We start from the raw sequence: 16,070 nt of genomic DNA, 5'->3' as shown, positions 1-16,070 counted from the left end.
ATATAAGCTTAACAGATTCTTAATGTACAATCATACATTCAAAGCATAGCTTTTTATATATTATTTCTAAACTATAAATTAAAATATTCTATAAAATTTATTATATAACTTTGCATATAAAAATAATATTATAATGATATAATATATTTAATAATTTTATATTTATTCGCTGTTTTAAGTAGATATTAATATTTAAAACGTAGCAAGTATATTTAAGCATAAGGGGAGTTAGTTATGAAAATAGCAATAATTTCAGATATACATGGAAATATTTATTCACTTATTAGAGCATTACAAGATATAGATAGTGAAAGAGTAGATACAATTATTTGTTTAGGTGATTTAGTTGGATACGGTCCTCATCCAAATGAAGTTATCGCAATGATTAAAAGAAGAAATATTCTTTGTATTCAAGGAAATTATGATAAATCTGTTGTAGATAATGATTATACTTTTATAAGAGAAACTGAAACAAATAAATTTTCTCTACCTTGGACATATAATGAACTTAGAACACAAAATAGATATTTTTTGAGTAACCTTCCATCATCTATTAGTATTAATATTCAAGGTAAAAAAATATTGTTTGTTCATGGTAGTCCAAGCATACTTAATCAATATTTATTTGAAGATGCTGAAGATACTAAAAATATAATAGAAACTATGGAAGAGGATATTTTAGTTTGTGCACATACTCATATTCCTTCTGTTAAAAATTTTGATAAAAAAATGTATATAAATTGTGGCAGTATAGGAAAACCTAAAATAGGTAGACCTAATCTTACTTATTGTTTATTAGATATCAATGAAATTAATGAAGTAAAAACTCAAATTAAAGAATTAGAATATGAATATCCTAGAATTGTAAAAGATATGACTTTATTAAACTTTCCTGCAAAATTAATTAATAGTTTTGAAAAAGGGTTAGAATAACATTGTTGCATTTGCAAAAAAAATACTGTAAAATTATACACAATGTAATATAGTAATTGCTTTGATGAGAAGAGTATGTCTAGACTGTAGTCTTAGCGAATAAGGGATGGTGTAAGCCTTATACGAAGTCTATTCTGAAGAACATCTCTGAGTTTCTAACCGAAAGTTTTAATAAAAATTAGTAGGCTTAGACGGGAAAATCTCGTTATTATTTTTAAGAGAGGTCATATAAATTATTTATTTATATGACAAATTGGGTGGTACCACGAATTAATACTTTCGTCCCATACGGGACGGGAGTTTTTTTGTTTTTTAGTAAATTATATTACTAAAAATCTATGAATAACTTATAAAATACCGTATTTTATAAGTTTTATGAGTATCCCTTAAAAAAATAACTTTTCTAAAAATTTAGTTAAATAAAAAATGATTTATGTACCATCAAATAATAGTACTAATAAATAATTAGAAATATTAAAACAATTTTAAGTAATAAAAATAAATATTAACTCATTATTATATGTTAATCATATAGATGAATTAAATATATAATGAATTAAAATATGGAGGTAATATAAATGAAAAATACAGTTTTAATAAAAAAAATTTATAGAGAAACTGATAAATTTCTTTCAAAAGAAATAACAATATCAGGTTGGATAAGAACTTTAAGAGCATCTAATGCTTTTGGTTTCATTGAAATAAATGATGGTTCTTTCTTTAAAAATATTCAAGTAGTTTTTGATGACAAATTAGGTAACTTTAAAGAAATTTCAAAATTACCAATAAGCTCTTCAATCTCAGTTGTTGGTACATTAGTTGCTACACCAGATGCTAAGCAACCATTTGAAATTCAAGCTAAAGAAATAGTTATTGAAGGAATGTCAAATTCTGATTACCCACTTCAAAAGAAAAGACATACTTTTGAATACTTAAGATCAATTGCACATTTAAGACCAAGAAGTAATGCATTTTCTGCAACATTTAGAGTACGTTCAGTTGCTGCTTATGCAATACATAAATTCTTCCAAGAACAAGGATTTGTTTACACTCACACTCCAATAATTACTGGTAGTGACTGTGAAGGTGCTGGAGAAATGTTTAGAGTAACTACTCTTGATCCTAAGGCTCCAGAATTAACTAAAGAAGGTGAAATTGATTATACAAAAGACTTCTTTGGTAAAGAAACTAATCTTACTGTTTCTGGACAATTAAATGCTGAATGTTTCGCATTAGCATTTAGAAACATATATACATTTGGTCCTACATTTAGAGCTGAAAATTCTAATACAACAAGACATGCAGCTGAATTCTGGATGATAGAACCTGAAATAGCTTTTGCTGATTTACAAGACGATATGGAACTTGCTGAAGCAATGCTTAAATATGTTATAAAATACGTTATGGATGAATGTCCAGAAGAATTACAATTCTTCAATTCATTTGTTGATAAAGGATTATTAGAAAGATTAAATCATGTTGTTTCATCAGATTTTGCTAGAGTTACTTACACAGAAGCTGTTGAAATATTAGAAAAATGCGATACAAAATTCGATTATCCTGTATCTTGGGGTATAGATTTACAAACTGAACATGAAAGATATCTTACAGAAGAACACTTTAAGAAACCACTATTTGTAACAGATTATCCTAAAGATATCAAAGCATTCTATATGAGAATGAATGATGATAATAAAACTGTTGCTGCAACTGACCTTCTAGTACCAGGTATCGGTGAAATTATTGGTGGTAGCCAAAGAGAAGAAAGACTTGATGTTTTAGAAGCTAGAATGGCTGAATTAGATCTTAAGAAAGAAGATTACTGGTGGTATTTAGAATTAAGAAAATATGGAGAAACTAAACATGCTGGATTTGGTTTAGGATTTGAAAGATTAATCATGTACATCACTGGTATGACAAATATCAGAGACGTAATTCCATTCCCTAGAACTCCTGGAACTTCTGAATTCTAGAGAAATTTAAACTATAAATAACTTAACTACTTGATTTTTAAATTTAATTCTTAGTTAAAAATGTATGAAATAACACAACCCACGGAAATTGTGTTAAAACAACTTATTTATTTGAGTTATTATTTAAAATAAATCATTAAGTTTTTGTGCAGCTGATATTTTCTACTCTTCATTACGTGAGTGCAAATATCAGCTGTTATTTTTATTGAAATATATTCTAATTACTTAATCATTGACTTAGAACTAAAAATTATTATCCAAAATGTTAAATCTATAAAAATAATAAAATCTTAAATTGTAAAATCATTTTAATGAAATCTTTAAAATGATTGTTTTATTTTAAAATCTAAATATAATTTTACATAACAAAAAATCCCTTAGTATAATGTTCTAAGGGATTTTAATAATTAAAATACTGGTATAACTGCACCATTATATTTTTTTTCTATAAATTCCTTTACTTCTGGTGAAGTGAATGCTTCAGTTAATGCTTTAATTTTTTCTTTTTCTTCATCACCTTTTTTAACAACAATTATATTTGCATAAGGCTTTGCTGCTTCAGAATTCTTATCTTCGCTTATTATTGCATCTGATAATGGACTAAATCCTGCTGGTATTGCATAATTTCCATTTATTACAGCTGCTTCAGAATCCTCTAATACTCTTGGTATGCTTGCTGCTTCTAATTCATTAAATTTTAATTTTTTGCTGTTTTCTGTTATATCCTTTGGTGTAATTAATTCACCATCTGATACTTTTATAATTCCTTTTGAAGCTAATAACTTTAATGCTCTTGCTTCATTTGATGGATCATTAGGTATCGCTATTGTATCTCCATTAGATAATTCATCTAAACTTTTTATCTTATTTGAATATAGCCCCATTGGTTCTAAATGGATTGCTGCTGTATAAACTAAATTTAACCCTTTTGATTCATTTTGTTCATTTAAATACGGAATATGTTGAAAATAATTAGCATCTAAATCTCCTTCTGCTAATGCTACATTAGGCTGAACATAATCAGTAAACTCAATTATTTCAAGCTTATATCCTTCTTTTTCAAGTATAGGCTTTGCTATTTCTGCTATTTCTTTATGTGGTATGGGTGTAACACCTATTTTTATTGTTTTATCATCTTTTTTATTATAACTCTCTGCTCCATTATTTATGCTTCCACATCCTACTAAACTAAATATAAGTACTCCTGCTAATATTGTTGATAATATAGATTTCTTTTTCATTTATTTTTCCCCCTTAAATTATTGCTTATTTTATAATTAATTTTAAAATTTACTTTGATAATTTTCTATAAAAATAATTCCCTAAAAATTGTAGAAGCTGTACTAATATAATTAATATTATACAAGTTAATATCATAAAATCTGTTTCAAATCTTTGATATCCATATCTTATTGCTACATCGCCAAGTCCACCTGCCCCAAGTGTTCCTGCCATAGCAGAATAACCTACAATACTTATTAAAACTAATGTTATTCCAGATACAATTGATGGTATTGCTTCTTTTAACATAACTTTAAATATTATTTGAAAATTTGAAGCCCCGAAAGACTTTGCTGCTTCTATTACTCCTTTATCAACTTCTCTTAATGCAGATTCTATAATTCTTGAAACAAAAGGTGCTGCTGCAATCGTAAGTGGTACTATAGCAGCTAGTGTACCAGTAGATTTACCAACTAATAACTTGGTTAATGGCATAATTATTACCATTAATATCACAAATGGAAAACTTCTTAGTGTATTTACTATAAAATCTAAAATGGAATATATAAATTTATTTGGTTTTAAACCATCATCTGAAGTAATGGTAAGAATCATTGCTGGAATAAAACCTAATATAACTGAAAATATTGTAGAGGCTAAAACCATTATTAATGTTTGATTTAAAGCTATTATTATAATTTCTTGCATTATTTAATCACCTCCAACAAAATTTTCTTATTCTCTAAGTATTTAATTACTCTATCCTTATCACATTCATTTATATTTATAACTATTCCACCTAGAATCATATCTCTAAATTTTTCTAATTTTCCAGATACAATAGAAAAATCTATATTAAGTTCTCTTGCCATCTTTGTTATAACAGCATTCTCTGAAAAATTATTAGAAAAAAATATTTTTATGTTCGCTCCATTTTGAGGTAATATATTTTCATCATCTTCTCCAAGAAACTTCTTTAAAGATGATTTAGGTTTTAAAAATAATTCCTCACATTTACCTTGAGATTTTATATTTCCACCTTCAAGCAATGTAACTCTTTCACAGATTTCTTTTACTACTTCCATTTGATGAGTAACAATAACTATTGTTATACCCAGTTCCTGATTTATTTTTAAAAGTAATGATAGTATATCTTTGGTAGTCTTAGGATCTAATGCTGAAGTTGCTTCATCACATAATAATATTTTAGGCTCTAATGCTAATGCTCTTGCAATAGCTACTCTTTGCTTTTGACCTCCACTTAATTCAGATGGTTTAGAATTTATTTTTTCTTCTAAACCTACTAACTTAAGAAGTCCCATAACTTTAGACTTAATGTGGTTTTTATTATATTTCCATATTTCTAATGGAAAAGCTACATTATCAAAAACATTTTTTCTTTGTATAAGATTGAAGTTTTGAAAAATCATCCCCAAGTTTCTTCTAAAACTTCTTAAATCTTTGCCTTTTAAATTAGAGACATCATTCCCCATTACTTTTAAAAAACCGTTGTTGTATGATTCAAGACCATTAATACACCTAAGTAATGTAGATTTTCCTGCTCCACTATGTCCAATTATTCCATAAATCTCTCCTTCTTTTATGCTTATTGAAATATTGCTTAATACTCTTATTTCCTCAAAATTTTTTTCTAAATTACTAACTTCTATCATTAGATACCACCCCTTTACACATTTTATTGCTAAATTAAAATATATTTTTTATTTTTTGCCTATTGATGATTGTTTGCAAACTAAATTGTAAATTAAATTATGCATAAATTTTAACTTTGTTATAAATTTTATAAATAATAAATAAAGCGCCAGAGAATAAATCTCTAGCGCTTAATATACTAAATAAATTTACCCTCTCATCTATCAACTATATACGTTGCAGGATTTAGCACCATAAATGATAATTAATCATTTGGTTGCCGGGTTTCATAGGGCCAGTCCCTCCACCACTCTTGATAAGATATAACAAATATTAATTTTTAATTTATGTTTTAAATTATAATTTCATAATTTAAATTTGTCAATAATATTTTATATTAATTAAAAATATTATATATTTTCTTATATAAATTTAATGAATTTCAAATAACTAAAAATGTTTCATTGGCCTATTTAAATATTTTTCAATTAATCATCTATGATAAAAAATTCATCTATTATTTTATTATTTAATGTTGGTGAAAGTTCATTTAAAAGTTTTAATATTTCTTCTTTATTACTTTTTGCAATAGTTGGAACATAATCATTTTTATCATTTCTAGAAGATATCATAGTAGGAATAACTTTATATTCCATATTATTCAATTCATTGTTTTCTAAATTACATTTTATTTGTAAAATAAAAGTTCTTTTATCTTTAGGATTAAAATTTCCACCAAAACAAAAATTCCCCATAGAATAAGCAATTAGTTTTCCTTTATAATTTTCCATTGTTTGAATAACATGAGGATGAGATCCAATTACTGCATCAGCTCCACTATCTATTGTAAATCTAGCTAATTCTACTTGATTTCTCCCAGCTTCATATTCACTTTCAGATCCCCAATGAAAATAAGGTATGATAACTTTAACTCCTTGACTTCTTAATTCTTCTATATCATTACAAATTTTACTCTTTAATTCATCTGATATATTCCATCCCATATAACCTAAGAATCCAAACTTAATACCTTGTATATCTTTAACTATCTTATATTCTTCTCCACAAATATCAATATCCTTACTTTCGAGGGCTTTAACAGTATCTTTCATACCCTGGATTCCATAATCATAAATGTGATTATTAGAAATGGTTACCCCATCTATTGAAGAATTTTTAAGAATATTAACATAATCTTTTGGACCTTTAAAATTGAAAAATATTTCACCTCCTTTAGGTGCTTTAATTTTTGAGTCAGTAAAAGTAGTTTCTAAGTTTGCTAGAGTATAGTCATCATTTTTAAATAAATCAACAACGTTTTTCATAAAATATAAATAATCTTTATTATTATTAAATGCCTCTGGTAAACTATTATCATATCCAAATTTTTCATCTGTACCTAATGTTAAGTCTCCAATTATAGATATCAACACTTCCTTATTTTCATTAGAAATACTCTCTAACTTTATTTTATTTTTTGAATCTACTTCTAAAGTATTTTGGCTACCTAATTTCAAAATACTTAATATGGTGAAAATTGATAAAACAATTACAATTGTAGTAATATTCCTACGTTTTTTCTTTTTCCTTAATAGTTGCCTTCTATTTTTTTTATTTCTTCTATTTAAATATGTATGTTTATTATTCATGTGAGCTCCCTTTTATAATATTTTCAAAATATATATTATCCAATAAAACTAATAAATATGTTACAAAAAAGTATCTATTATAATTATAAAGATTATGAATAATATATAATTAAAAGTATTTATTATAATTATAAAGATTATGAATAATATATAATTAAGTGATAAATTTTAAATAATTTAAATTTATTAAATTATTTAAAATATTTTACGAAAACCATTGTTTATTGATAATATTTATTATATAATAAAGCTATAGAATATAAAAGGATAGGAGAGAAATAATATGAGTAATAATAAAAATTTAAACAAAGAAAAAGAATGTAATTGTACAGATAAATATGAAGTAACTTTTGAGGAAGAAAAATCTAAAGTAGATCCATCAAAACCATGTGATCCAACTAATCCAGATTATCCATGGGTTTCATGTGGTATAGATAAAAAAGAAACTAAAAAAAATGAGAATGAATAAAATTAATATACTTGTTTATCCATTCATATAATATATTTTAACCATAAAATAAAACTTTTTAAAAAATTAAAAATTTTATTTTCTTTAAAAGCATAAAAAATGAATCTATTTATTATAGATTCATTTTTTATATTTATCAATTATTTTATAGCACCTTTAGTTACTCCATTAATAATACCCTTTTGCGCAAATAAATAGAATACTAATATAGGTATTAATGCTAATAAGTATGATGCAAACGCTAAGTTATAATCTGTTCCAAATTGTGATTGAAATATAAATTGAACTAATGGAATAGTTGCAAAATCTGGATTACTTAATATTACAAGTGGTAACATAACATCATTCCAACACCATAAAGCTGTTAAAATTGCTACTGTTGCATGTATTGGTTTTAACATTGGAAATATTATTTTATAAAATACTTGCCAAGTACTAGCTCCATCAATTAATGCAGCTTCTTCTAATTCTATAGGGATAGATTTCAAGAAACCTACATATAAAAATACATTAGAAGATAATCCATACACTGTATACAAAAGTATTAAACCAATTATATTGTCCATATTCCAAACACTAACTTGTTTTACAAGTGGAAGCATTATAATTGGGAATGGTACAAACATAGCACTTAAAAAATAATAATACATTGCTTTATAGGTTTTCTTATGCATATTTCTAGCTATTGCATAACCAACCATCGAATTGGTGATAAGTGTCAATATAACTGCTGTTATTGTAATAGTTAAACTATTCTTTAATGCATTAAAGAAATTAGTCATTTCTATAGCTTTAGTAAAATTCTCAAAATGAAAAACCTTAGGTAACGAAAAAATTCCATTTACCATATCTTGTGGTGATTTTAAAGCTATAAGCACTGTAATTAATAAAGGAAAAATTATAGTTATAGTTCCTAAAATCATTAATATTGTTACAACCCAATTGGTTTTTTCATCTTTATTTACTTTATAACCTTTATTTCTTCTTGATTTATTAGCTACTGCAAACATTATAATTGCATCTCCCTTCTTTCAAGGATTTTTAATTGTAATAATGATATTGCAACTACAACTATAAAATAAACAACTGAGTTTGCTGATTGATATCCAAATTGGCTTCCATTAAAACCAGCTTTATATATCAATACAGCTATAGATTCAGTTGATCCTGATGGACCACCATTAGTAAGTGATATTATTTGATCAAATACATTTAAAAAGTTTTTCATTGCCAGAACCATATTTATAGTAAAAAATGGAGCTAGTAAAGGAAACGTTATCTTTTTAAATTGTATCCATTTATTTGCACCATCTATAGAACTTGCCTCATATACATCTTCCGAAATAGTTTGAAGTCCAGAAATATATATTATTGTGTTAAAGGCAATTGCTTGCCAAGATACTACTACTACTACACCAAGCCATGCTAAATTAGGATTTCCAAGTATACTTTTACTTAATACTTCACTTCCTATCGCTTGTCCTACACTTGTCAATATAAAAGTAAATATATAGTTAAATATATATCCAACTATTAATCCACCTAAAATATTAGGAATAAAATACATACCTCTTAATGCACTTTTAAATTTTATTTTAGAATTTAATCCTACTGCTAAAATTAAACTTATTACATTTACTATAATTGTTGAAAGTAATGCAAATTTAAATGTAAACATATATGAATTAAATATTCTTTCATCTGAAAATATACTTATATAATTCTTTAATCCTATAAATTTAAAAGTTCCAAATCCTCTCCAATTTGTAAAACTATAAGATATACCCTTTAATAAAGGTAGGGTATGAAAAACAAAAAATAGAATTACTGCTGGCATTGACATTAATAAAAAAACTCTTTTTTTCTCTTTCATGGCTAATCACCCCTATAAATTATTTTATTGTACCGCCCTATTCCATCTATCATCTAAACTGTTTAATAACTTATCTATATCCTTATCAAATAAATATGCTTGAGCTAAATCTGAAACTTGCATTGATGGTGGATAATGGTGATCTGGGAAATCTAAAACCATTCCATTTTTAAAATATGGATTTAAATCTTCTACAGTTTTATCTTGTTGATAAATATCTTTTATTGCTGGAATTGCAAATTGTTCTTTTGAATATTGTTGTACGTTTTCATTTTTAGTCATAAAATCTAAAAACTTAATTGCAGATTTCTTATGTTTTGAATCTTTAGGTAAAGCAAATAGTAAATCGATACCTGAAACAATATTGTTTTTACTTGCATCATTGTTTACTGGTAATACAAACATGCCTAAATTCATATCTGGATTTATTTTTAATATTTCCGGAATAACCCAGTTTCCTTGTATCATCATTGCTGCATTTCCTTGCGCAAAAGCCACATTTCCATCATTATATCCAATTCCAAAGTTATCATTGTGACCATACTCTAATAACTTAGATAACTTTTCAGCTATTGGTTTATATTGTTCTTTAAATGTAACTTCATTTTTTTTACGTTTAATAAAAAAATCTTTTGATTGAGTATTAGCTGTTAGGGCATTCCATGCTGGCATAGCAGTCCATGAATCTTTTAATGTAAAATAAAAAGGTGTAATTCCTGCTTCTTTTATCTTTTTAGCAACATTTAAAAATTCATCCCATGTTTTAGGTACTTTTAAATTTAATTTTTTAAAAATATCTTTATTGTAAACCACTCCTCCTGCATTACATGCATAAGGTATTCCACACAATGTGTTATTAGGTTCAAATTCTAAACTTTTTAAAACATTAATATAAGCTGGTTGTACTCTATATATAATTTCTTTTTCATTAGATAAATCTTCTAAAATACCTGCATCTACAAAGTCTCCATAATTCATTTCTCCTGCTATTGTTAATATATCTGGAACATCATTCTTTACCAATCTTGTTTTTAGCACTGTCACAGCTTCAGCTGGTGAACTAATTACTATATCTATATCTGGATTCTCTTTTTCAAACTTTTCTGCGAAATTTTTAAATGTATTTATAGCTTCTCGTTTACTAAGAAAAACCTCTACTTTTTCTCTTCCATCTGCACTTTTAATATCATTACTCTTACAACCAGTTAGAAGTAATGTAGATAAAAGGCAAACTGTTAAACAACTAATAAGAATCTTTTTATATTTCATTATGATAGCTATTTTTCTATAACTTATAAATTATAGAAAAATAGTACTCACCTCCTATTATTTAGAATATTTGTTTAATACATAACTTATTTCGAAAATCGTTTCCGAAATAAGCTATATATTTATTAAAGCATATGAAAATAAATAACAAGTTAAATATGAGATGAATATTTTGTGAAATACAATTACTTGATCTTTGCTAATGGTTTTGCTATTAGTAGGTTCCAAGGAAGACGTAGTTCACAAAATAAACTAGCATACTGACTAGTTGTTTATTTGAATGTGCCTAAATATGATATACTCTACATTCATAAGGTCTTAAACTTATATTTTCTAATGTTTTTTCATTACATTTATCATAATTTGATATAAGAAGCTTTTTATATTCTGATTTTATATTGCTAGGTAATTCAAAATTTATATTATTTCCAGTGAAATTACATATTACTAATAATTTTTCATCATTTAATGTTCTTACATATGCATATATTTCTTCACTATCATCTAATATTAAGTCATAATTTCCGTAAACTACTATTTTATTATTCTTTCTTATTTCTATAAGCTTTTTATAATAATTAAAAATAGAATCTTCATCATTTATTTGATTTGCAACATTTATTTTACTATAGTTAGGATTTAATTTAATCCATGGAGTTCCTGTTGTAAATCCAGCATTTTCACTATTATCCCATTGCATAGGTGTACGTGCATTATCTCTACCTCTATCATAAATTCCTTCCATCATTTCATCATGAGATCTTCCTTTTTTAACTACTAAATCATTATAAGCATTTATTATTTCTATATCTTTATAATCATTTAAATTTTCAAACTTTACATTAGTCATTCCTATTTCTTCACCTTGATAAATATAAGGAGTTCCTTTCATCATATGGAGACATGTAGCTAACATTTTAGCTGATTCTTTCCAATACTCTTTATCATTGCCAAATCTTGAAACAACTCTTGGTTGATCATGATTATTCCAATACAAGCTGTTCCAACCTTCATTTTCTAATCCTTTTTGCCATTTAGATAATATTTGTTTTAATTCTGTTAATTTGAAAGAATTCTTATGCCATTTCCCATATTTACCATTCCCTAGATCTGTATGTTCAAATTGAAACACCATATTAAGCTCATTTCTATCTTCACCAGTATATAATTTAGCTTCCTCCACATTTACACCGGGCATTTCCCCGACTGTTATTAAATTTTTGTCTCTTAAAACTTTTTCATTTATTTCATATAAAAATTCATGTATTCTTGGACCATTCATAGAATACTTACTAAAATCACCATTTATCCCATCAGGAAATTCTTGATTTTTAGAAATAAAATTAATAACATCCATTCTAAATCCATCTATTCCTTTATCTAACCACCATTTCATCATAGAATGAACTTCATTTCTTAAGTCAGGATTTTCCCAGTTTAAGTCTGGTTGTTTTTTAGAAAATAAATGTAAATAATACATGTCTGTCTCTTTGTCATATTCCCATGCTGAACCACTAAAACAAGATATCCAATTATTTGGAGGCTGATTATTCTTACCTTTCTTCCATATATAATAATCCCTATATTTATTGTCCTTTGATTTCCTGCTTTCTATAAACCACTTATGTTCATCTGATGTATGATTTACAACTAAATCCATCATTATTTTTATTTCTTTTTCATGAGCTAATTTAAGTAACTCATCAAAATCAGCCATAGTACCAAACTCATTCATTATATCTTTATAATCACTTATATCATAACCATTATCATCATTAGGTGATTTATATATAGGTGAAAGCCAAATTACATCTATACCTAATTCCTTTAAGTAATCTAATTTCTCTATAATTCCTCTTAAATCTCCAATTCCATCCCCATTACTATCTTTAAAACTTCTAGGATAAATTTGATATACTACACTTTCTTTCCACCAATTTTTTTTCATAAAAAACTCCTCCTTTTATTTTAAATATGTATTAAATATCAATTATTCTACGCCATAATTTAAATAAATTATATTTTAAGTTAACCGATTACGTAACCTTTAAAAATAAAATGGTTTACTTTAACCATTTTACTGTTTCTCTTTCTACTATAGTATGATTCATGATTATCTGTTCATTGAAACAACTTCCATTTAACATACTTAGAATTTCATTAAACGCCTTACATCCCATCTCATATAATGGTTGTGATAATGTAGTTAATGGAGGTATAGACATTATTGCAACTTTAGTATTATCATACCCTACTATTGATAAATCATCTGGCACTCTAATATTTTTTCTATAAGCAACATTTAAAACCCCTACTGCCATATCATCACTAGCTACAAATATAGCTGTAAATTGTTTTTTTCTTTCCAATAAAGTATTCATACAATCAATTCCACTTTTATAAGAGAAATCTCCATATGTAATTAAATCTTTATCCACATTTATTCCATAATCAGAAAGTGCCTTAACATATCCTTTTACTCTAGGTAAACCTGCTATTGGATCATCTTTTGTACCACTTATCATAGCGATTTTACGGTGACCTCTATCTAATAAATATTTAGTTGCAGTATAAGCTGCTGATAGATCATTTACTTTTATATTAGGCATATCATATTTAGGAGATGTTGTAGATATAAGTATATATGGAATATCTAATTTTTTTAAAGCTTTATAATATTCATCTTCTATTTTTATACTTACAATAATTACAGCATCTAATTGCCTTTCCTCTAAAATTTTTAGATATGCTAAAGTTCTTATTCCTTTAGAACCAGCATTACAAAGTATAACACTATAGTTATTTTCATGTGATGCATCTTCTATTCCACGAATAATTTCACCATCAAAACTTGTAGATACATCAGGTAAAATTACACCTATAGTTCTTGTTGTATTAGTTGATAATGATCTGGCAATAGCATTTCTTTTATAACCAATTTCATCCACTACTTTAAGAACTCTAAGCCTCGTTTCTTCAGAATATCCTCCTAAATCATTTAGAACCCTTGATACTGTAGCTACAGATACTTTGGATAATTTTGCTACATCTTTTATTGTTGATGCCATGTTAATACCTCTTTTTTTCTCAGGTTAATCGATTACTTAAATATACAGTATCATATTTTAATATATATATCAATAAGTTAAAATACTAAAATTATTTACTTACATATTAAATATATTCCTGTATAATACCATAAATTACAATGTTACTATAATAAAAAATTTTAATTTTTTTTATATTTAATGTATAAAATTTTTTCGCTTGTCCATAATATAAATGTATCCACAATATCATAATAATCATTAGTCCCCTTAAATTAGTATAATGTTTTGTTGTTATACTATACGAATTATTTATTTACGAAGAAGACTCTCCATTATATAATAATGAAGAGTTTTCTTATTTTCTAATTACATTTTAAATAATTATTTTTTTAGTATTCCTAAGTTTAATTATTCAGTCTAGTTTTACTTATACCTCTATGAACACTTTTTAAAACATAATATTATTTTTTAGACACATATTTATTATTTTTAATATAAAATCTCCATGGAAAATCTCTAGCTTCTTCTGCATAATCTATTCCAATTCTAGTTGTCTCAATAATTTTATAACTTTCACAACTATTTTCTATATATAAATCATCTTTCTCATAAAGTATTTTATAATTATCTTTCTTATCTATCCCAAAAGCCATACATAACTTTGATGGACCATTAGTTAGTTCTTTCTTTTTAGCTGAAGATAACTCTCCATATTTTTTATTGAATCTTTTTAAAGATATATAGTCAAAATTATTTAAAGGTTCTAATGCTCTAATTAAAACTCCTTGACCATCATCATTTTCTCCACTTATTACATTAAAACAGTGATAAAGTCCATATATAAAATAAACATAAGCTATTCCGCCTTCTCTAAATAGAGGTTCTGTTCTTTCAGTTCTTCTTCCATTATAAGCATGTGATGCTTTATCAATTGATCCAATATATGCTTCTGTCTCTACTATTCTTCCTTTTAAAATAACACCATCTATCTCTCTAACTAATATTTTCCCAAGTAACCCTTTTGCAACTTCCAAAGCATCTCTTTTATAAAAATTCTTATTTAAAACCAATCAATTATCACATCCTCTTATTTGAAATTATTTCCCTAAGTCTTATTTTAACTAAATTTTTATATTTTATTACAACACTATTTAAAATATAAATTAATTTCATTATGTTTAAATATATGTTTATATTTTAGTGTTATTAAATTACATGGCCTTTAAACTTTATACTATAATATAAATAACCTCTTAATATATGTTAAATATCTAAAAGTACTACTTTATCAGATTTTAAACTTTCTTTTACATCTATTATTCTTTGATTAGATGATCCTCTAAATTTTAGCCCATCTTCTTTTTTATCTTCTTCAAATTTTCCATCTACTAATACATCTATATTGTTTATTAAATCTTTCCAACCTTTACGTTTTTCTAAATTATTCATTATAAATTCAAAGGTATAACCTGTATAAGACCAAATATTTTTGTTATTCTCCTTGAATATTTTAGCCATATAAGAAAGTTGTTCTGCTCTTTCAAAAGGATCACCACCACTAAATGTAATACCTTTTACCATCGGATTACATAAGACATCTTCTATTAATTCATCCATATCTCTTTCTTCTCCACCATTAAAATCATGAGTATCTGGATTAAAGCATCCCTTACAATTATGTATACATCCTTGTGAAAAGAAAACTCTTCTTATTCCTGGGCCATTTACTAAACTTTCATATGCAATACCTGCTAAACGTATTTTTTTATCCAAAACGAAACACATCCTTTAATTCTTAGAATACAATGTAGAAATTAAACTTCAATAATTAAAATTCACTATTACATTTATGATTTATTATATATCTATCCTTTAAATATAGGAAACATAATATTGATTTTAAAACAAAAAAATAGAAAAGCTATAAGCAGTTATTTAGCCTTAAGCTTCTCTAAAATTAATTTTAGTTATCATATCAAA

General features: G+C 25.7%; 14 protein-coding genes, 1 riboswitch and 1 other annotated feature. Of the genes, 3 read left to right on the top strand and 11 right to left on the bottom strand.

Translation table 11 applies throughout. From position 1 onward, the window contains the following. The first annotated feature begins 234 nt into the window (after window positions 1-234). Window positions 235-933, top strand: coding sequence for a metallophosphoesterase family protein (locus BGI42_RS00605; protein WP_069678493.1), 699 nt, complete (start codon window positions 235-237; stop codon window positions 931-933). 52 nt (window positions 934-985) lie between these two features. Next, window positions 986-1,223, top strand: a binding site (T-box leader). Between the two features lie 288 nt (window positions 1,224-1,511). Next, window positions 1,512-2,906, top strand: a complete 1,395-nt coding sequence (gene asnS / locus BGI42_RS00600) for an asparagine--tRNA ligase (RefSeq protein WP_069678492.1) — start codon at window positions 1,512-1,514, stop codon at window positions 2,904-2,906. Between the two features lie 407 nt (window positions 2,907-3,313). Here asnS and BGI42_RS00595 read toward each other — a convergent pair whose 3' ends face one another. The 4 genes from BGI42_RS00595 to BGI42_RS00580 form a co-directional block, all read right to left on the bottom strand. Then, window positions 3,314-4,147, bottom strand: coding sequence for a MetQ/NlpA family ABC transporter substrate-binding protein (locus BGI42_RS00595; RefSeq protein WP_069678491.1), 834 nt, complete (start codon window positions 4,145-4,147; stop codon window positions 3,314-3,316). Window positions 4,148-4,196: 49 nt separating this feature from the next. Further along, a complete protein-coding gene (locus BGI42_RS00590) occupies window positions 4,197-4,835 on the bottom strand; it encodes a methionine ABC transporter permease (RefSeq protein WP_069678490.1) in 639 nt (212 codons plus the stop codon). After that, entirely contained in the window at window positions 4,835-5,800 is a 966-nt protein-coding gene (locus BGI42_RS00585) for a methionine ABC transporter ATP-binding protein (protein ID WP_069678489.1), read from the bottom strand. Before BGI42_RS00585 ends, BGI42_RS00590 begins: the two co-directional genes overlap by 1 nt. 194 nt (window positions 5,801-5,994) lie before the next feature. Next, window positions 5,995-6,103: riboswitch (SAM riboswitch) on the bottom strand. Window positions 6,104-6,268: 165 nt separating this feature from the next. Continuing rightward, on the bottom strand, window positions 6,269-7,429 hold the full coding sequence (locus BGI42_RS00580; RefSeq protein ID WP_069678488.1) for a CapA family protein: 1,161 nt from the start codon (window positions 7,427-7,429) through the stop codon (window positions 6,269-6,271). A gap of 283 nt (window positions 7,430-7,712) precedes the next feature. Between BGI42_RS00580 and BGI42_RS00575 the strand changes: the two genes are divergently transcribed. Then, entirely contained in the window at window positions 7,713-7,898 is a 186-nt protein-coding gene (locus BGI42_RS00575; protein WP_069678487.1) for a hypothetical protein, read from the top strand. A gap of 140 nt (window positions 7,899-8,038) precedes the next feature. On the opposite strand, the gene BGI42_RS00570 is transcribed toward BGI42_RS00575, so the two are convergent. The 7 genes from BGI42_RS00570 to nrdG all read right to left on the bottom strand — a co-directional run bounded on the left by BGI42_RS00570 (window position 8,039) and on the right by nrdG (window position 15,863). Beyond that, a complete protein-coding gene (locus BGI42_RS00570) occupies window positions 8,039-8,908 on the bottom strand; it encodes a carbohydrate ABC transporter permease (protein WP_069678486.1) in 870 nt (289 codons plus the stop codon). Then, a complete protein-coding gene (locus BGI42_RS00565; protein ID WP_069678485.1) occupies window positions 8,908-9,771 on the bottom strand; it encodes a carbohydrate ABC transporter permease in 864 nt (287 codons plus the stop codon). Before BGI42_RS00565 ends, BGI42_RS00570 begins: the two co-directional genes overlap by 1 nt. 24 nt (window positions 9,772-9,795) lie before the next feature. Then, window positions 9,796-11,040 (bottom strand): ABC transporter substrate-binding protein, encoded by a 1,245-nt coding sequence (locus BGI42_RS00560; RefSeq protein WP_084023819.1) that lies wholly within the window; start codon window positions 11,038-11,040, stop codon window positions 9,796-9,798. 286 nt (window positions 11,041-11,326) lie between these two features. Continuing rightward, a complete protein-coding gene (locus BGI42_RS00555) occupies window positions 11,327-12,988 on the bottom strand; it encodes a glycoside hydrolase family 13 protein (protein WP_069678483.1) in 1,662 nt (553 codons plus the stop codon). Between the two features lie 115 nt (window positions 12,989-13,103). Next, window positions 13,104-14,108, bottom strand: coding sequence for a LacI family DNA-binding transcriptional regulator (locus tag BGI42_RS00550; protein ID WP_069678482.1), 1,005 nt, complete (start codon window positions 14,106-14,108; stop codon window positions 13,104-13,106). Window positions 14,109-14,551: 443 nt separating this feature from the next. Further along, a complete protein-coding gene (locus BGI42_RS00545) occupies window positions 14,552-15,160 on the bottom strand; it encodes a DNA-3-methyladenine glycosylase (protein ID WP_069678481.1) in 609 nt (202 codons plus the stop codon). Between the two features lie 193 nt (window positions 15,161-15,353). Then, on the bottom strand, window positions 15,354-15,863 hold the full coding sequence (gene nrdG, locus BGI42_RS00540; protein ID WP_069678480.1) for an anaerobic ribonucleoside-triphosphate reductase activating protein: 510 nt from the start codon (window positions 15,861-15,863) through the stop codon (window positions 15,354-15,356). Between the last annotated feature and the right edge of the window lie 207 nt (window positions 15,864-16,070).

The sequence above is a fragment of the Clostridium taeniosporum genome, from assembly GCF_001735765.2.
In the GTDB taxonomy this organism is placed as follows: domain Bacteria; phylum Bacillota; class Clostridia; order Clostridiales; family Clostridiaceae; genus Clostridium; species Clostridium taeniosporum.
This window is presented reverse-complemented; position numbering and strand designations above follow the sequence as displayed.

What these genes read in the sequence shown, in the direction of transcription:
- BGI42_RS00565 (WP_069678485.1), bottom strand. Translation starts at nt 9,771, where the DNA reads ATGAAAGAGAAAAAAAGAGTTTTTTTATTAATGTCAATGCCAGCAGTA.
- BGI42_RS00550 (WP_069678482.1), bottom strand. Translation starts at nt 14,108, where the DNA reads ATGGCATCAACAATAAAAGATGTAGCAAAATTATCCAAAGTATCTGTA.
- BGI42_RS00585 (WP_069678489.1), bottom strand. Translation starts at nt 5,800, where the DNA reads ATGATAGAAGTTAGTAATTTAGAAAAAAATTTTGAGGAAATAAGAGTA.
- BGI42_RS00580 (WP_069678488.1), bottom strand. Translation starts at nt 7,429, where the DNA reads ATGAATAATAAACATACATATTTAAATAGAAGAAATAAAAAAAATAGA.
- asnS (WP_069678492.1), top strand. Translation starts at nt 1,512, where the DNA reads ATGAAAAATACAGTTTTAATAAAAAAAATTTATAGAGAAACTGATAAA.
- BGI42_RS00575 (WP_069678487.1), top strand. Translation starts at nt 7,713, where the DNA reads ATGAGTAATAATAAAAATTTAAACAAAGAAAAAGAATGTAATTGTACA.
- BGI42_RS00570 (WP_069678486.1), bottom strand. Translation starts at nt 8,908, where the DNA reads ATGTTTGCAGTAGCTAATAAATCAAGAAGAAATAAAGGTTATAAAGTA.
- BGI42_RS00590 (WP_069678490.1), bottom strand. Translation starts at nt 4,835, where the DNA reads ATGCAAGAAATTATAATAATAGCTTTAAATCAAACATTAATAATGGTT.
- BGI42_RS00605 (WP_069678493.1), top strand. Translation starts at nt 235, where the DNA reads ATGAAAATAGCAATAATTTCAGATATACATGGAAATATTTATTCACTT.
- BGI42_RS00555 (WP_069678483.1), bottom strand. Translation starts at nt 12,988, where the DNA reads ATGAAAAAAAATTGGTGGAAAGAAAGTGTAGTATATCAAATTTATCCT.
- BGI42_RS00560 (WP_084023819.1), bottom strand. Translation starts at nt 11,040, where the DNA reads ATGAAATATAAAAAGATTCTTATTAGTTGTTTAACAGTTTGCCTTTTA.
- BGI42_RS00595 (WP_069678491.1), bottom strand. Translation starts at nt 4,147, where the DNA reads ATGAAAAAGAAATCTATATTATCAACAATATTAGCAGGAGTACTTATA.